Here is a 16,876-nt window from a genome sequence, read left to right on the forward strand (position 1 = left end):
ATAATAAACGCATGAAAAATAACATGCTCAAAGTAACTTGATCTGAAATATTAATTTGTTCGAAGTAACACAGCTCGATATGTATTTAACGAGCGGTGACAAGGAAAGGATACATGGCAACGAAAGGAAAGGCTTACCGCCTTCGGGGACTGAATATTCTAGGGTCTCTATTTATCGCAATTTCGCTTACTGCCTGTGGAGGCGGCTCTTCCGGTGGTAATTCCGGTGGGGGGAATTCCTCCGGAGGTAGTAGCAGTAGTAGCAGTAGTAGCAGTAGTAGCGGTGGTAGTAGTAGCAGTGGTAGTAGTAGTGGGGGAAGCAGCAGCTCGTCTGGAAGTGATTCGAACCAACCACCAGTCATCAATGGTTTTTCTATCACTCCGGAAATGGCGACCACTGAAACGACGCTGGTTACTGCATTGGATGCCAATGATCCAGATGGTACTCAGCTGGATGAGGAGTATGTATGGCTGGTCAACGGAGCAAGCATAGAAGGCGAAACGGGCGCGACACTTGATGCGCAGCACTTCGTCAAAGGAGATACAGTCTCGGTAGAGGTGACTGTGAGCGACGGCGCTAGCACCGCAGTGCAGCGTGCCAGTACCCTTATCTTGAACAGTGCTCCTCAGCCGACGGCAAAGGCCGAGAGCCTGGTGAAAACAGGAAGTGCGGTTACTTTGTACGGTAGTGCAAGTGACGCTGATGAAGATGAGGTTAGTTACGAGTGGAATCAAGTATCCGGTGATCCGGTAGAACTCAGCGATACGGCTACAGCGGAATCTGGTTTCATTGCACCTGATGAGGCCGGCGAATTGATATTTTCGCTAACGGCTACCGATGAAGAAGATCAATCCGAGCCCGTTACCGTTACTGTTAAGGTTGAAAACGCACCTAGGGTCGATGGTCTCAGCCTTTTACCCGAAATGGCTTATACCGATACGACACTTAGCGCCATTCTGGAAGCGAGCGACGCGGATGGAGACGGTTTAACCCTAAGCTACTCGTGGCGTGTGAATGGCGAGCTGCTCGACGAGCAATCTGCCGACACGCTAGACAGCAGTCACTACGTCAAGGGTGACACGGTGGAGGTTACGGCTACGGTCTTTGACGGTAATTGGGAAGCTACCGGCAGCGCTGAGATAACCATCGGCAATCGTAAGCCTGAAGTCTCAGCCTCTTCAGAGGGCAGTGTTCAAACCAACCGTGCTGTAACTCTGAAGGGAAGTGCAACCGACCTTGATGGAGATGCACTGACTTATAAGTGGGTACAAGTTTCTGGTGAGCCGGTCACCTTGAGCGATAGCACCGCTGCAGAACCCACTTTTAATAGCCCGTATGTATTTGGCAACCTGGTGTTTGCCCTGACCGCAAGTGATGGTGAGTCCACCTCCGAGCGAATGGAAGTTACTGTCGAGGTAGTGAACTCGCCTCCCGTTCTCAGCAGTGTCACTCTGACTGATTTGCCCGCCTACACAAACACGGACTTGCGTGCTGTTGTTGAAGCTTCGGACGTTGATGGACAGGCTCTTACCAATCACTATCAATGGTTTGTTAACGGTGAGGAAATTGAGTCATTAGACTCAGCGACTTTGCCGTCTACTCACTTTTCCAAAGACGATCAAGTAATGGTCACCGTAATCGTGAGTGATGGCGAGCTCATGGTGAGCAAGTCTGAGGATACGGTAATCCAAAACAGTCCGCTGGAAATTACTGTGCTCAATATGCCAGAGACTGCGGCGTATGGTGAGGCGGCCAATTTCCAGGTTCTGATCGAAGATGCGGACAATGATCCTTTTACCTGGAATTTTCTCGCCCGTCCTAATGGTATGGTTAGAGACGAGTCCGGTGCAGTTACTTGGACACCGACTGGCCCGATGTTTGATACTCAGATGGATGCGTACTGGGAGATTTCAGTCCAACAGGGTGAGGAACAGCACCCGGTTAGCGGAGCGATCACGATTGTAGATAGCGACCGCCAATGGCCTCTCTCTGGTGGAATAAGCACGCCAAACCCGAGAGTGACTGCCGACCTGGATGGTGATGGTACGCCGGAATCAATGATTAGTCATACACGAAACCGGCTCTACGCAACTGCATTTGATGGTACAGGCTATGGCATAACCTGGGCGTACCCCTTCGCCTTTACTGAAAAAAATCTTCGAATTACCAGTGCAGTCGCTGCGAATCTGGATGACGACTCCGCTGATGAAATACTGGTCGGCTTAGATGCGTACACAAGCCAAACGCAGAAAATGACCAACCTGTATATGTTCGATGGTGATCAAAAAGCGAGGCAGGTGGCGACCGTCGAAGGACACAAAGTAGTCGCCATTCGCACTGCGGACCTGGACAATGACGGGCAGTTAGAGATAGTGGTGTTGGTCGACATGCTTGGCTCTTACAATTCTAGTGAGCAGCGCTTAACCATACTCAAGGCATCAGATTTTTCTCTAGTATGGCAGTCTCCTTCGTTACCGCTTGGGGTTAACCTGGACACTGGCAATGTTGATGAAGACCCAACACTCGAGATTGCTACAGACAATGGCTATCTCTTCGGCCTCAACGGCGAAGGCTATGAGTTGGAGTGGCACTACACTCGCGGGTTCAATGAGCAGTCGTATGATCACGATATTGAAATTGCCGATGTTGATGGCGATGGAATTGGCGAAATTATCGGCGCCTTAAAAAATCCAGAAATCGGTAGCTCCCACTATCTCACCCTGTTTGATGCCGTTGCGCAGGGTGTAAAAGTGCAAAACCCGGTTTATACGACCAACATATTCGCCTTCGATACAGATGGCGATGGTAAATCAGAAATTTTAACCACTGAGAATGGTGTCGGAAGAGGTCAACTGTATTCGTTTGATGCCGAAGCGTCTCCGCAATTAGTTCCGCACTGGAACAGCTCGCGCTCTAGTGCATGGGGTGAAGGGATGGCTATTGTCAATCTCGATGATGATCCTGAGCTTGAGTTTTTCTTTAGAGACAGAGGGCATGCCAAGACTTACTCGGATATCTCCGGTGACGGTAATGTTGAGCTGGAATGGACCACGCCACAGCCGAATTACCTGACGAGCAAATTGTCGAACCTGCACACGGTAAACTTCAATGGTGAAGGCGTAAAGCTGGCGGCCATGGGCCAAGTGGATTTCGGTAGTGAAGCTTTTTATCTTGGGCTTATGAACCCCGGTAATGGAGAGATGACTTGGGAAGCCGGAATACCGAGACTCCACAGGTCTTCCGCGTTTTCTGGGGGTATTACCGATTTGGGGGACGACGGTACTAGCCAATTGCTTTATGCCGAGGACTCGGTACCGAGAATTTATGATTTCTTCTCGGAGTCCTTCGTCTGGACCGGCTCAGAACTGGACGGTAAGGTTGTAGCGGTTGCTCACGCAAAACTGGCATCTACTTCCAATACTGCAATGGTGTTGACGACTGAGCTGGGCTCCGTCTACGCCTTTGATAGTGAAACCTTTCAGCAACTTTGGCACCTGGAAAACGCCGGTGGTGTAGGCCTTGAAGTAGTTGATTTCGATGGCACCAATGCCACAGAGATTGTCAGCTACACACCGCAGAGTTTGAACTTGATCACTCCTGGGGAAGGTTCTGCTTCCATTACGCGGACTTTCTCACTGAATGATATTCCGGAAGCGAAGCGTAGTGAGTACTTTGGCCTCTATTTTGATCGGCTTAATATGGTCGGCGTTACCACTGGCGATGTGGATGGCGACAGTAATAATGAAATCGTGCTTGCCCTGACCAATGGTAGTGCAGGGGATACTTGGCTGCTGCTGCTGAACTCGGACTTTACACTGCGAAGCGTTGCGTCCTTCCCAGATATTGAAATCCTTTCTATGCAAATGCAGGATTACGGGGATTCTGCTAATAATATTATGTTGAACGTCCAGTTCGGTGGTGAATACTATGATCACTTCTTCATTGAGGCGGATCCGAGTAGCGGCAAGATCATCTCTGAGTCCCTGAAGTTAAGTGATACGTCCACGCCTGGCAGCATGAAACTGGTCGATACCAATGGTGACGGCGTCCGTGAGTTGTTTTGGACTACGGTACAAGGCGCCATCAACATAACTCGTTGATGTACAAGCTTAACCATTCCGACAAAGGGCCCTAGTGGCCCTTTGTCTTTTGAGGCGAAATCACCCAGTTCTCATTACCTGCAATACCGCGTTAAACCAGGAAGTGGTTGCGGCCTATCCTTAACACAGGACTTATTTACTGTATTTATTTTCCTTGCGTGAGTCGGATTGATGGGGGTATAGGCATAGCCTATGCTGGCTGTCAGAGCCCTGGCATCTAGCTATGGTGACTACTGGTGTCTGTGTATTTATCCAGTAGAATGGCGCCAATCTCTAACCGAAGCCTCAACGAAGTACTACCTCTTGCCTCAAGGATTCCTCCTAAGCCGCCACAGCTTTGACCAGCGCGGCAGCACCTGCATCCACTACTGGCTGGCCACGTCCGAGGGCCCGGTCAAGCTGGTCATCGAAGGTGAGCGCCCGGTCTTTATGGTGAAGGTGGCGGACCACGCCCAAGTGACCGAGGCGCTGGCCGGGGTTCCCTACGAATGGCAGCAGCTGGGCTTCCAGACCTTTGGTCGCGAGGAAGCGGCCATGCTGTATTTCCCCACCATCGACGCCCATCGCCGGGCCCAGACCCAGTTGCAAGCACGCGGCATCAAGGTGTTTGAAGCGGACTTTCGTCTTCACGACCGCTACCTGATGGAGCGCTTTGCCCGAGGAGGCCTCTACTTTGAAGGCGTGGCCCGGGCCAAAGAGGGTTATACGGAATACCGACAGGTGCGCCTCAAGGGCGCCGAGGTGCAGCCGGATTTCAAGGTGGTGTCTCTGGACGTGGAGTGCTCCGGCCAGGGTGAGCTGTATTCCGTCGGTCTCTACGGGCATGGCGTGGAGGAGGTGCTAATGGTGGGGTTAACGGAGGGCAAACCGGAGGCCGCCGACACCAGCATCCATTGGGTGGATGACGAACGGACTCTGCTGGAGGCGCTGGAGGCCAGGGTCCAGTCCCTGGACCCGGACATCATCATTGGCTGGTCCGTGGTGGACTTTGATTTCCGGCTGCTTCTGAAAAGGGCCGCCCGCTACGGCCTGCGCCTGAAGCTGGGGCGCGGTGGCACCGATGCCCGCTGGCGGGATGGCCGGGAAGGCAACCAGGGCTTCGTGACGCTGCCGGGCCGGGTGGTGCTGGACGGCATCGATGGGCTGAAGAACGCCACCTACAGCTTTGAAAGCTTCAGCCTGGAGTTTGTGTCACAGACCTTACTGGGCAGGGGCAAGGACACCGAAGACGTGGACAACCGCCTGGTGGCGATTGAACACGACTTTCGCCATAACAAACCCAAGCTGGCGGCCTACAACCTGGAAGACTGCCGCCTGGTCTGGGATATCTTCCAGCACACCCGCTTGCTGGATTACCTGCGCCTGCGGGCCCAGCTCACCGGTCTTGAACTCGACCGCAGCGGCGGTTCGGTGGCGGCGTTTACCAACCTCTACCTGCCCAGGCTGCACCGCAGCCGCTATGTTGCGCCCAACCTGCCGGCCGACGGCGGCCTGGCCAGCCCGGGCGGCTATGTGATGGATTCCCGACCGGGCCTGTACGACAACGTGCTGGTGCTGGATTTCAAGAGCCTGTATCCCAGCATTATCCGTACCTTCAAGATCGATCCGATGGGGTTGATTGAGGGACTGGCTGAAGAGGCGAAAGAGGGATCGGAAGAGGATACGACCGAGGGCCGGCCGGATGACAACAGCATCCCCGGTTTTCGCGGCGCGCGCTTTTCCCGCGACAAGCATTTCCTGCCGGACATCATTACCAATCTCTGGGCCCAGCGCGACATCGCCAAGCAAGAGCAGGATGCAGCGCGCTCCCAGGCCATCAAGATCATCATGAATTCCTTTTACGGGGTGCTCGGAAGTGGCGGCTGCCGTTTTTACGACACGCGCCTGGCCAGCTCCATCACCCTGCGCGGTCACGAGATCATGCAGCAGACGGCCCGCTGGATTGAAGAGCTGGGACATCAGGTTATCTACGGCGATACCGATTCCACCTTTGTCTGGCTGAGCGGCCAACCCAGCCCGGAAGAGGCCGATGCCATCGGCAAGAATCTGGCCAGCGAGATAAACACGCGCTGGCAGAACAAGCTCAAAGACGAGCTGGCGTTGGAGTGCGAACTGGAGCTGGAATTCGAAACCCACTACCAGCGCTTTTTGATGCCCACCATTCGTGGCTCGGAGGCCGGCTCCAAGAAACGCTATGCGGGCCTCGTGGTGAACGGCGATGAGGAAAAGCTGGTATTCAAGGGCCTGGAAACGGTGCGCAGCGACTGGACCGCCCTGGCCAAGCAGTTCCAGACCCAACTCTACGGGATGGTGTTCAAGAGTGAAGATCCATCCGACTATATCCGCGAGACGGTGGAGAAAACCCGGGCAGGGGAGATGGATGAGCAGCTGGTCTACCGCAAGCGGCTCCGGCGCAAGCTGGAGCAATACGTAAAAAACATACCGCCCCAGGTGCGCGCCGCGCGCCTGGCCGACGAAAACCGCCGCCAGCAGGGACTTTCACCCAAATATCAGAACAAGGGTTGGATTCACTACGTAATTACCCTCAATGGCCCGGAGCCGGTGGATTACCTCCAGTCGCCGATCGATTACCAGCACTACATCGACAAACAGCTCAAGCCGGTGGCCGATGCCATATTGCCCTTCATAGACCTGGATTTTGATAGTCTGGTGGATGGCCAGCTGGGCCTGTTCGGGGTGAGCGATTGAACATCCGCATGCCATGAAAATGCGCATCACTACAGCGCTTTAGTCTCGAAATTTTATTGCTCTTCCAACCATTCGACGCCGGTATTTCCGGGCAAGAATTGCATTGCGGATTTGTTGCCGGATCAGCGCCCACAAGTGAGAAACTTCGGGATCGGGACTGCGATTTACACTGTGCTTCTGGAGCTGATATTTGACCACGGCCATATAGGCCAGAGAAGCCAGTGGTTTGTTGGCCCAGTTGATCGGCAACAGTTCCGGTGCGCTGCTTTTCCCCTGCATCCAATCTCGAGGTAGATTCGGGTCTATGGCAAGGGCGGTACCAATACCCACCATGTCCATGCCACTATCAATTACCTGTTCCGCCACCGGTTTCCGGCGTATGCCCCCGGTAACCATGATGGGCATCCTGGCGACGGACTGAATATCACGGGCGAACTCCAGGAAATAGGCTTCACGGGAGAGGGTGCGATCATCCCGGGAGCGTCCATGCATGGCCGGTGCTTCGTAGCTTCCGCCCGACAGTTCAACCAGGTCGACCTGCAGTTCATTCAGCATCTCCACCACTTGCCGCGCGTCATCAGTGATGAATCCGCCGCGCTGGAAATCCGCGGAGTTGATCTTTACCGCAACGGCAAACCTGGGGGATACCGCGGCGCGAACGCCTCTGACAATATCCAGCAGTAGGCGGGCTCGGTTTTTCAGAGAGCCGCCCCACATATCCGTTCTTTTATTCGTGAGCGGCGAAAGATACTGACTCAGCAGATAGCCGTGTGCCGCATGAATTTGTACCCCGGTAAACCCAGCCTGCTCCGCAAGCTGTGCCGTCCGGATAAATCGCTCGGTCACGTCATCAATCACTTCCGGGGTCATTACCTCCTGTGGTTGTGCGTGAACCCTAACCTTTAAGCCAGATTCAATGTCAAGTTCGCCTGGATGCTTGACCTTAAACGTGGATTCAATCTTAAGGTTCCCCGACCAGACAATTGAAGAGTATGCCGAGTATGAAAGTTAGAAATATGACACTGCTTGCCGCGGTATTCTTGGGTGCAATTACGGGAGCTGCCCATGCGCAAGACGTCGGCGAAACTGAGCGGCCTGATAGCACCATTATTAATATTGCCGGTCATGAAGTACCTTTAGTCAAAGGCGGGCTGTATGACCGTTATCGCTCCAACCCCCCGCTATCCGTTGTTGCCGCTGAATCGCCTGAAACCGACTTGAGCTGGTTTAAAACGCTTGAGAAGACAAAAGTCGATATTGGGTTTGAGTCCTACTCGCCAAACTTCTATTACGAAAACAGTAGGATCACTGCGGTCTTTACCGCAGACCTGAGCGGGTTGAGAGAGTTGATGCCCAGCGAAGTGCTGGAACAGGTTCAGCCAATTCAGATTTGGCCGAATAGGGGGCTAGTCGCGTTGACCGCTTATGCTTACCACTATTGCGACAATGACAGCTACAACGAAATCGCGCTATCGATTATTACGAACAAGCCCGGAGGGTCAAACCTAGGGCCCTTCACTATGCTGGGACAAACGAGATCGAAAAGTTTTTGGGGCTATGTGTTGAAGCTTCCTGTGGATACGGAGCTGGCCAGGGTCAGGGGGGTAGTGGGCTACAATCTTCCGAAATGGCTGACCGACATCAACTATCGAGAAGGTGATGAATCCTTGACGTTTGAAGTGATTGATCGTGAAACGGGTGAGGTTGATGTTGTTTTTGAAGGGGCAAAGCTAAAAGACCTTTCAAGCGATGTCGCCATGGTCACCAATAGCTTTACGAATATCGACGAGAAGGGGAGCTTGATATACGGCTATTCGGTGTCTCGCCAGCTCAGTTATGCATCCAGCACCAGTGATGAGGCGGTAAACCTGACACTGACAGACGGTAGTCTCTCTCGCTATATCAAAACACTGGATTTGGGATCGGTCGTGAAGTATGAGTACGTGCCTGATTTTCAAAGCGCTCTATACGTACCCAAACCGTTGAGTGCCATGTTGCAGGAGTGAGTAATCGGTAGGATAAGCGGATGCCAGTCATGCTTTGGGCTGGCATCCGCTTTTTATTTTAACCCTGAATAAACGCCAGTAGGTCCGCATTGATTGTCTCGGCATTGACGGTAGGCATGCCGTGGGAAAAGCCGGAATAGGTTTTCAGAGTACCGTTCTGCAGCAGCTTGGCAGACAGCGGGCCAGAATCCTCATAGGGAACAATCTGATCATCGTCACCGTGCATCACCAGAACTGGAATAGTGATTTTCTTGAGGTCTTCAGTAAAGTCAGTCTGTGAAAAGGCGACGATACCGTCGTAGTGTGCCTTGGCGCCACCCATCATGCCCTGACGCCACCAGTTCCAGATAATGCCGTCGGAAGGTTTTGCATTCGGGCGATTGAAGCCATAGAAGGGGCCAGCGGGAATATCGTAATAGAACTGCGCGCGGTTGGCGAAGAGCTGGGCTTGCAGATCGTCGAAGACCTCTTTTGGGAGGCCGCCAGGATTGTTTTCGGTTTTCACCATGATTGGCGGCACCGCCGCGATGATGACAGCCTTGGAGACTCGATCCTCCCCGTGTCGCGCGATGTAGTGAACGACTTCGCCACCGCCCGTGGAATGACCGACGTGCACGGCATCTTTCAGGTCGAGATGTTTCACCACGGCTGCCGCGTCATCGGCATAATGGTCCATATCATGCCCATCCCAGACCTGGGTCGATCTCCCGTGGCCGCGTCGGTCATGTGCCACTACCCGAAAGCCCTTCTCCACAAAAAACAACATCTGGGCGTCCCAGTCGTCGGAGCTGAGTGGCCAGCCGTGGTGAAAATAGACGACCTGTGCGTCTTTCGGTCCCCAGTCCTTGTAGAAAATCTCCACGCCATCCTTGGTTGTGACAAATCCCATGTCGCTTTCTCCTTTAGGCTCGATTGAACGCCTGTCTTCTCGTTGCACTGAATGCTTAAAACTGCCGCTTCCCAGTGTAGGATTAAACCGGGCTTTAAGCTCAAGCTAACAAGGGTGTGGAGAGGGGTAGATAAACGTCAATCTGAAGCGCCGGCCCGCTCATCAACAATCGTGCTCAGGCCCTGCCGAAAGGTGGTGACCTGAAAATCGGGGAAGCGCGCTTTGAACTTGTCGGAGACGAAGATGTTGTCGACTTTGTAGCGCGGCAGCAGTTCCGCCGCGTCCCGCACGGTTTTGTTGACCAATCCTGCCAACCAGAGCTGCCAGCGTTTTAACACTGCGTAGTTTCCTTCGACACCAAACACTTCTGCGGCAAGTTCAATGAACTGCCGGTAAGTCAATCTGTCGTCGTCGCAGGGCAGGTGCCAGGTTTGCACATAGGCATCGGGTGTGTTGCCGAGCAGGGCCATGGCGCGGCTGGCATCGGGGGTGTAGATGAGCGTCCGCAGCACATCGTCACGGAGAAACACCTTTGCGGATTTGCCGGCTAACAGGTTGTCTATGACGGTCGCATTGGTAATGCTTTGCGTCTTTCGAGGCCCATAGAACTCCGGTGCCCGGCAAATCATTGCCTGTACGCGGCCTCGCTCCATAGCATTGAGCAGCGCCTTGGCGATTTCACCCCGGACCTTGCCTTTCGCTCCATTCGGTTCAAACGGACAGTCTTCCGTTTGCGGCTGGTCCGTCTGCGGATACATATAGGTGTTGTCGAAGTACACCAGCTTGGCATTATGCGCCGCGCAGGCATCAATCACATTGCGCATCAGGATGGGCCACTGTTCCACCCAGAGCTGGGTATCCATGGGTAGCCCCGCGGTCAGGTAGACAATCTCTGAATCCTCGACGGCCCGCAGGGTCTGCTCGGCATCCAGTAAATCCGCGCTGAGTAACTCATCCGTTTCATTGATCTTTTGTGGTCGGCGGCTCACCAGGCGGATATCGCTGGTGAAGTCACGCTTCAGGTGTAGGGCCAATTCATGCCCGATTTGCCCGCTCGCGCCCAGTATTGTTTGCATCTGTTATTGCTCCTTAGTCCGCATAAGCCCAAACCGCGCTAACACCCGTCGCGCGTTGGTTGCACAGTCCATATCCTCGGGTTTGGCCTCAATTTCTCTCAGTACCTCAAGCAGCTGCGCCTTGCTTTGGGCGAGCTTCTCCTGAATCTCCTCGATGTCTCGCACTTTCTGACGGAGGGCTTCCACCAGGGAGTTGTGGTCCCAATCCGCCAAGTCTGCGGGCAGTAGTGCGCGCAGCTCGTCGAGGCTGAAGCCTGCCGTCTGCGCAGTTGCGATCAATTCCAGCGCTGTTACCGCCTCGGGCGGATAACTGCGGTAGCCGTTAGGTAGGCGTTCAACCTGCGTTAGCAGGCCAATTCGCTCATAGAAACGGATGCGAGAGGGCGCGAGCCCGGTACGCTTTGCCAATTCGCCGATGTTCATGTCTGCTTGGCTCTTCGTCAGTACGGGGTGGACTGTAACCTTGAAGTTAAGTTTAAGGTCAACGGTGGTTGTTGGGCGAGGTGGTCAGACTGCGGAAGCCGCGCGTCCCCGGTGCGATGTCTAGGCCGGGTGCTAGAATACCGCCTATCTCGCTCATCAACGGAGAATAAGCACTATGAGCACAGCTCCCGCATTCTATCCAATCGGTACCCCTGGTACGCCCTGGGGCAGTGCTGAACGCGCCGAGTGGTTGTCGCGACAGACCTGTCACCGCAGCTATACGGCTGAGGTGGTAAGTAAGGTTGAGCGCCTGCTCGATCGCTTTGACTTGGAAGAGTACGGACGTCTGGAGTATGGCAGCGAGAGTTTTCCGCTCCTGGCGATCCGCAGCCGCGACTGGAATGACGATCTCCCGGTCGTGCTGGTGACAGGTGGGGTCCACGGCTACGAAACCAGCGGCGTACATGGTGCGCTGCAGTTCGTGGATCGGCATGCCGCGGACTACGCGGGCCGAGTCAACTTGCTGGTGGCGCCCTGCGTTAGCCCTTGGGGCTACGAGCGCATCAACCGCTGGAACCCGAACGCCATCGACCCGAATCGCTCTTTTTACGAAAACAGCCCGGCGGAAGAGTCGGCGGCGCTGCTGGAACTGGTGGCCCCCATCCGCGACCGTGCAGTGATGCATATCGACCTGCACGAAACCACCGATACCGACGAATCTGAATTCCGTCCCGCGCTGGCCGCTCGTGACGGCAAGCCGTTCGCGCCGGGCGGTATTCCCGACGGTTTTTACTTGGTAGACGACAGCGAAAACCCGCAGCCGGAGTTTCAGCAGGCGGTGATCGCAGCCGTAGAGAAGGTCACCCATATCGCCCCGGCGGATGACAACAACGAGATCATCGGCTCGCCGGTGGTGGCGCGCGGCGTTATCGAATACCCGCTCAAGCAACTGGGGTTGTGTGCCAGTATCACCAATGCACCTTTTAAGACCACCACCGAGGTCTATCCCGACAGCCCCCGCGCGACCCCGGAACAGTGCAATACCGCACAGGCGGTCGCGGTGTGTGCGGCGATCGATTTCGCGCTGGGGCATCGATAAAAAGGAGCGCGCAAAAGGAGCGCGGAAAAAGCGTGCCTTTTGCAGGAAGATCGCACTGTTGCCTGAAAGGGTGACCTGGTTCACGGTATAGGGGTGACTATTTGAGACGGACGTGTTGAAATCAGGTGGCACCAAGTAATCGAAGCAATGGTCCTTCAGTGAAGCAGAGGTAAACGGTTTTTCTTTAGGTTCATTAAATTCCAAGGAGGAAAGATATGAATAATATAAGAATGTTTTGCGGCTGCATTTTGTTGTCGATTGGTTTTGCGGGCTGTTCTAGCTCTCCACCGGCAGCGAGTAGCTATGGACCCGAACAACCTTTTCCGGCTCAACAAAGCACAGATTGGTGTCAAAAAAATTATTTTGCAGCGTCGGTAGGTGCTCAGGAACGGCAGAGAAACGCTATCTATTGTGATGAGCAATATCGCAGAACTTCTATGATGTCGGCGCAGAAGACGCGACGTGATAAGCCGCTATCTGACCGATAACTAATGCTTAGGCCTGGTGCTAGTGGGCCAGTGGTAAAAGGTGAAATCAGAGGTTACTTAGTCGTGACCTCTGCATTCAGCGTTACCGCGGCACTGAGAGAGTTGGTTACCAGGCAGCTTTCCTCAGATTTCTCCAACAGCTGGTGTGCCTTTTCCTTGTCCGAGCCTGCCGGTACTTCCAGTTTCGCATTCACTTCAAACGCCGTGAAGCAGGTCTTGCGGCCGTCCTTGTCCAAGGTACCCGTGGCGCTGCATTCCAAGGATGTCCATTCAAGTTGATTGAACTTCGCAATGGCACGAAACGTCAGGATAAAGCAGTCGGCTACAGCGGCGGTCAACAGATCTTCCGGTGACCATTGGTCACCGGGGCCCCCAAATTGTACTGGCGGCGCTGAGAGCAGCGGCGCGACTCCTTCGGCGGTCAGGTTGACGTTGCCGTCAGCGGTTGCTCTTGCAGTGACGTGGTAATGGTGGGGCAGGGCTTGCATGGGGTCTCCATTTAACGAGCCGTTTTTTCTCGCGCGTTAACAGCTTAGTCGGGTCATATTATGCATGGGGCCTCGAAAGAATAAATTCTTGTCGTGTGGTTTGTCTCAAGGTGGCAGTTAATTTTCGCGAACCACCTAATATGCTTAAGTAAAATACGATGAGGGTACTTCAGATGTCAGGTCCCAGGCTTAGCGGCTACCTGGTCGCGTTGAGATTTGGCGCAATTTTGTGAAAAGAATGTGCGTGAACTCTGCTTGACGGTCAGCCGCGTCGAATGACAAAGATAACAAATACTAGTCAGCATTATGGCGCAGTTGCCATTTTGCTTCACTGGCTGATGGCGGTATTACTCATCGCACTCATCGCTCTGGGGCTGTACGTGACCAGCCTGCCGGATGTCGGTTTCGACAAACAGAAAATCCGACTAATTCTACTGCACAAAGAATACGGCATATTGGCGTTAGGGCTGGCCATGTTGCGTCTGGCTTGGCGTGTCGGCAATGTGCTGCCGGAGCTGGTGGATCAGCTCCCCGACTGGCAGAAGGTCGCCGCACGCTTTGTCCACCTGAGCTTTTACGGGTTGATGTTCGCCTTGCCGATTACCGGTTGGTTGATGTCTTCTGCGGCGAGTATTCCGGTTTATTTCTTTGGTCTGCGGTTGCCGGACTTAATCGCGCACAACGAGTACCGGTTCCAGCTGCTGATCGAAGTGCACATGTGGCTGGGGTATACGTTGGTTGGATTTATTGTCGTACACGCCGCTGCCGCACTAAGGCACCACTTCATCTGCCGGGATAATACCCTGAAGAAAATCTTGCCCGGCGCAGGCTACTAAAAGAATTCTTTACGGCATCTGTTCCAGTACAAACTGGGCCGCTTGCTGTAACACGTTCGCAGAGGCATCGTTGGCGGCTGCTACCCCCGCGACTGGGGTGACTTGAATCATGGGTTCGCGCACGGTAATCACTCTGCTGGCGATGATCCGATTTGATGTGCCATCCATGAGCTGTATCCGCAAGGACAGGTGGAAACGTGCGGGTGTGGCGGTGAAGTCCTGTATGAATTCAAGGATTTCTGTTCGCAGTCCGTAATTGTACGGCCCGAAATAGGGTGGTGTGGTGACCGCCTTGAAGTAATGGGTGTTTTCCAGTGTCTGGGCGAGCAGCGGGAGTAGCATCTGCGCCGGGGTTGCGCCCCATTGATGGCGACTGAAATAGTCGATTTGATGCGGTTGTGTCTGGTAGGCCATGCGGATGGTGTCGTAGACGGGATTGATGGCGGTGGGAAGTACCAGCAGTGTTGCCGAATGGCGCTGTTGTTGGGGAAGCTCCACTGGGATTTTATCGATTACCGCTACTCGCATGTCGTTTTCCACTGGGGAAAACAGCGTGCATCCGGCAGTGAACATGACGGCAATGGCCAACAGCAGACGGCAGATTGTTTGTGCCTGAGATAGTGTGCTGGCGGAGCCGTTTTCGCTCATTCGGCTTCGCCCGGACCCAGCGGTGGCGCGGCACTGCCACGCACGAGAATGGAAGGATCCCGGTTGATCTTGTCCGTAAGGCGGGTCATCGAATGGCTCAGCTGGTTGAGGGTGGCCATGGTCCGATAAGCCTCGGGCAACACCTGAAGCTGAAGTGCATTTGCGGAGTTGGTGCTTGATTCCAGCAACGGCCCCAGCCGGCCGCTCGCCTGTTCGGTGTTGGCGATAATGGAGTCGAGTCTCTGCTGATTCCCCGCGAGCATTCGGCTCACCTGTCGGAGTGCATTGACGGTGTCACTGCTGGAATCCAGCAGCGGTCCGAGCCGACCACTGGCGTGCTCGGTATTGGCGATGATCGCACTGAGCTTCTGCTGATTCTGTGCAAGCATCTGGGTAACTTGCTGCAGGTTGCCAACCGCTTGTTGGATGGAGGCGATGGTGTCTGTATCCAGCACAGTGCGCAACAAGTCGGTCAGCGATTGCACGTTCTGATTGACCTGGCTGATCGCTGTGTCCAGGTTGACTGAGCGGGAAGGGGTGTTGGGGATCCGCGGATAGCGGGCGCCGGGGGCGGCGGTGAGAGGGCCCTGCTCGTTGCCCACATTTTCCAGCAGTATGTAGACATAGCCGGTGAAGCCGCGGGTGGCGAGGCCGCGCGCGGTGATGGTGGCGACGGTCGCTCTGGTTACCGGTGCATCTTTTTCAACTTCCAGCAGGATGCGCACGGAACTGGGGCCGGTGAGTTCCACTTCGGTAACCCGGCCGACGTCTACCCCGTGGAATTCCACCGGCGCGCCCGCAATTAATCCGGATACGGAATCTTCGGTGAGTATCTGAAACGTCGCATGCCGTCCGGCGCTCTGGTAGTACCAGATGGCCGCCGCTACAACGCTTAGAAGCACCACAACGGCAAATACCAATCTCGCCCGATTCGCAATGCTGATCGTCATCGAGCGCTCCTCCGGTATTGAGATTGGCGACAGGGGAAATGGCCCAAATTGCGGCCACTCCAAGTCTAGATCAAAACGCTGGCGGACAAATTGGAGGGGGCCTTGGTCTACGGATGCGGCTGGTAGTGCATCAGCGCAATATCACGGCCTTGCTTTTGGTAGGTATGGAAGCGATCTACGATCGCCGATGGCAAACCGGCTTCATCCGCCTCGATGTAGCCCAGCGACTGGTAGAAAGGCACCAAGTGGAGATAGGGGAAGGTGAATGTACTGTCGTCGTAGGCTTCAGCCATGCGTTCCAGTAACAGTCGTGCCACGCCGTGCCCGCGGTAGTTTTCAACAACCGCAACGCCGGTCAGCAGCTGGCTGTCTGTCAGTTTGCGCAACGAACCGCAGGCAATAATCTGCTTTTGGGCATCCCGGATCACCATACAGGGATCGTGCCGCCGTGCTTTGCCGCGGAATTTGTGGGTGCGGTAGAATTTATTGGCTAATGGCATCTCCGCATCGGAGAGCCAATGGGCAGTCAATGCATTAATCGAAAAGTCTGGGTCCATATCTCTTTATGCCACGCGAAATCTGCCCGAGCTGCCAGCGCCCCCTCAAGGTCTGCTATTGCAGCGTGCTGGTGCACATCCCCAATCGAATCAGGGTGCTCATCATACAGCACCCTCAAGAGGAGAAGCACCCGTTCAACACCGGGCGCATGGCGCACCTGTGTCTGGAAAACAGTGAGTTGATTGTGGCAGAGACCTTGCCGGAGCAAGAGCTGGCGCGGCTGTTGAAGCCCGGGTCGGCGTTGCTCTATCCGTCCCTGAGCTGGCTGCCGGAAGTACCGCAGATGGAAGCGGGAACGCCACAGGCTGAGGGGTTGCAACAGCTGGTGGTCATTGATGCCACCTGGCGCAAGTCTAAGAAGATATTGCATCTACACCCTGTGCTACAGCAGTTGCCCCGGGTCAGTTTTGAAGGTGCGCTGAGTTCGGAATACCAGATTCGTCACTCGTCACTAGAGAACAGTTTGTCGACCATCGAAAGCATTGCGGCGGCGATGGCGCAGTTTGAGCCGGAGGGGGACTTTCAGCGAATTCTGCGCCCCTTCAAAAGGATGGTCGCGCTGCAAACAATGAATGTTGGCGAGTGACATTTACGCGGAGACAGTAT

General features: G+C 54.6%; 14 protein-coding genes. 6 read left to right on the forward strand and 8 right to left on the reverse strand.

Translation table 11 applies throughout. From position 1 onward, the window contains the following. Nucleotides 1–113: 113 nt before the first annotated feature. Together M0G74_RS05225 and M0G74_RS05230 are read left to right on the forward strand one after the other, a co-directional pair. The gene (locus M0G74_RS05225) at nt 114–4,100 is read left to right on the forward strand and encodes a cadherin-like domain-containing protein (RefSeq protein WP_248215344.1); all 3,987 of its coding nucleotides are present in this window, start codon (nt 114–116) and stop codon (nt 4,098–4,100) included. A 303-nt stretch (nt 4,101–4,403) separates the two neighbouring features. Further along, nucleotides 4,404–6,809, forward strand: a complete 2,406-nt coding sequence (locus M0G74_RS05230) for a DNA polymerase II (RefSeq protein WP_248215345.1) — start codon at nt 4,404–4,406, stop codon at nt 6,807–6,809. Nucleotides 6,810–6,848: 39 nt separating this feature from the next. Here the strand turns inward: M0G74_RS05230 and M0G74_RS05235 are convergent, their stop codons facing one another. Further along, nucleotides 6,849–7,793 (reverse strand): tRNA-dihydrouridine synthase, encoded by a 945-nt coding sequence (locus M0G74_RS05235; protein ID WP_348983698.1) that lies wholly within the window; start codon nt 7,791–7,793, stop codon nt 6,849–6,851. Nucleotides 7,794–7,810: 17 nt separating this feature from the next. Between M0G74_RS05235 and M0G74_RS05240 the strand changes: the two genes are divergently transcribed. After that, nucleotides 7,811–8,815, forward strand: coding sequence for a hypothetical protein (locus tag M0G74_RS05240; protein ID WP_248215349.1), 1,005 nt, complete (start codon nt 7,811–7,813; stop codon nt 8,813–8,815). 58 nt (nt 8,816–8,873) lie between these two features. Here the strand turns inward: M0G74_RS05240 and M0G74_RS05245 are convergent, their stop codons facing one another. The 3 genes from M0G74_RS05245 to M0G74_RS05255 form a co-directional block, all read right to left on the reverse strand. Continuing rightward, nucleotides 8,874–9,704 carry an alpha/beta hydrolase gene (locus tag M0G74_RS05245; RefSeq protein ID WP_248215351.1) on the reverse strand — a complete coding sequence of 277 codons (831 nt, stop codon included), beginning with the start codon at nt 9,702–9,704 and terminating at the stop codon, nt 8,874–8,876. 137 nt (nt 9,705–9,841) lie between these two features. Further along, nucleotides 9,842–10,780: an NAD-dependent epimerase/dehydratase family protein gene (locus M0G74_RS05250; RefSeq protein ID WP_248215353.1), complete on the reverse strand. Its 939-nt coding sequence runs from the start codon at nt 10,778–10,780 to the stop codon at nt 9,842–9,844. A gap of 3 nt (nt 10,781–10,783) precedes the next feature. Continuing rightward, nucleotides 10,784–11,203: a MerR family transcriptional regulator gene (locus M0G74_RS05255; protein WP_248215356.1), complete on the reverse strand. Its 420-nt coding sequence runs from the start codon at nt 11,201–11,203 to the stop codon at nt 10,784–10,786. A 175-nt stretch (nt 11,204–11,378) separates the two neighbouring features. Between M0G74_RS05255 and M0G74_RS05260 the strand changes: the two genes are divergently transcribed. Continuing rightward, nucleotides 11,379–12,302: a M14 family metallocarboxypeptidase gene (locus M0G74_RS05260; protein WP_248215358.1), complete on the forward strand. Its 924-nt coding sequence runs from the start codon at nt 11,379–11,381 to the stop codon at nt 12,300–12,302. Between the two features lie 541 nt (nt 12,303–12,843). Here M0G74_RS05260 and M0G74_RS05265 read toward each other — a convergent pair. Continuing rightward, nucleotides 12,844–13,278 (reverse strand): OsmC family protein, encoded by a 435-nt coding sequence (locus M0G74_RS05265; protein WP_248215372.1) that lies wholly within the window; start codon nt 13,276–13,278, stop codon nt 12,844–12,846. 275 nt (nt 13,279–13,553) lie between these two features. Here M0G74_RS05265 and M0G74_RS05270 point away from each other — a divergent pair, with 275 nt between their 5' ends. Then, nucleotides 13,554–14,114, forward strand: a complete 561-nt coding sequence (locus M0G74_RS05270) for a cytochrome b (protein ID WP_248215378.1) — start codon at nt 13,554–13,556, stop codon at nt 14,112–14,114. Between the two features lie 9 nt (nt 14,115–14,123). Here the strand turns inward: M0G74_RS05270 and M0G74_RS05275 are convergent, their stop codons facing one another. The 3 genes from M0G74_RS05275 to M0G74_RS05285 all read right to left on the reverse strand — a co-directional run bounded on the left by M0G74_RS05275 (nt 14,124) and on the right by M0G74_RS05285 (nt 16,212). Next, entirely contained in the window at nt 14,124–14,762 is a 639-nt protein-coding gene (locus M0G74_RS05275) for an ABC-type transport auxiliary lipoprotein family protein (RefSeq protein ID WP_248215379.1), read from the reverse strand. Further along, the gene (locus M0G74_RS05280; protein ID WP_248215381.1) at nt 14,759–15,712 is read right to left on the reverse strand and encodes an MlaD family protein; all 954 of its coding nucleotides are present in this window, start codon (nt 15,710–15,712) and stop codon (nt 14,759–14,761) included. Before M0G74_RS05280 ends, M0G74_RS05275 begins: the two co-directional genes overlap by 4 nt. A 107-nt stretch (nt 15,713–15,819) precedes the next feature. Next, nucleotides 15,820–16,212 carry a GNAT family N-acetyltransferase gene (locus M0G74_RS05285; protein WP_248215382.1) on the reverse strand — a complete coding sequence of 131 codons (393 nt, stop codon included), beginning with the start codon at nt 16,210–16,212 and terminating at the stop codon, nt 15,820–15,822. Between the two features lie 65 nt (nt 16,213–16,277). Here M0G74_RS05285 and M0G74_RS05290 point away from each other — a divergent pair, with 65 nt between their 5' ends. Then, complete coding sequence (locus tag M0G74_RS05290; protein ID WP_248215384.1) at nt 16,278–16,856, forward strand: tRNA-uridine aminocarboxypropyltransferase; 579 nt, start codon at nt 16,278–16,280, stop codon at nt 16,854–16,856. The last annotated feature ends 20 nt before the right edge of the window (nt 16,857–16,876 follow it).

The sequence above is a fragment of the Microbulbifer sp. CAU 1566 genome (assembly GCF_023156515.1).
GTDB lineage: Bacteria > Pseudomonadota > Gammaproteobacteria > Pseudomonadales > Cellvibrionaceae > Microbulbifer.

Coding starts and splice junctions, on each gene's coding strand:
- M0G74_RS05290 (WP_248215384.1), top strand. CDS start 16,278: ATGCCACGCGAAATCTGCCCGAGCTGCCAGCGCCCCCTCAAGGTCTGC.
- M0G74_RS05250 (WP_248215353.1), bottom strand. CDS start 10,780: ATGCAAACAATACTGGGCGCGAGCGGGCAAATCGGGCATGAATTGGCC.
- M0G74_RS05285 (WP_248215382.1), bottom strand. CDS start 16,212: ATGCCATTAGCCAATAAATTCTACCGCACCCACAAATTCCGCGGCAAA.
- M0G74_RS05280 (WP_248215381.1), bottom strand. CDS start 15,712: ATGACGATCAGCATTGCGAATCGGGCGAGATTGGTATTTGCCGTTGTG.
- M0G74_RS05240 (WP_248215349.1), top strand. CDS start 7,811: ATGAAAGTTAGAAATATGACACTGCTTGCCGCGGTATTCTTGGGTGCA.
- M0G74_RS05265 (WP_248215372.1), bottom strand. CDS start 13,278: ATGCAAGCCCTGCCCCACCATTACCACGTCACTGCAAGAGCAACCGCT.
- M0G74_RS05275 (WP_248215379.1), bottom strand. CDS start 14,762: ATGAGCGAAAACGGCTCCGCCAGCACACTATCTCAGGCACAAACAATC.
- M0G74_RS05260 (WP_248215358.1), top strand. CDS start 11,379: ATGAGCACAGCTCCCGCATTCTATCCAATCGGTACCCCTGGTACGCCC.
- M0G74_RS05225 (WP_248215344.1), top strand. CDS start 114: ATGGCAACGAAAGGAAAGGCTTACCGCCTTCGGGGACTGAATATTCTA.
- M0G74_RS05245 (WP_248215351.1), bottom strand. CDS start 9,704: ATGGGATTTGTCACAACCAAGGATGGCGTGGAGATTTTCTACAAGGAC.
- M0G74_RS05270 (WP_248215378.1), top strand. CDS start 13,554: ATGACAAAGATAACAAATACTAGTCAGCATTATGGCGCAGTTGCCATT.
- M0G74_RS05255 (WP_248215356.1), bottom strand. CDS start 11,203: ATGAACATCGGCGAATTGGCAAAGCGTACCGGGCTCGCGCCCTCTCGC.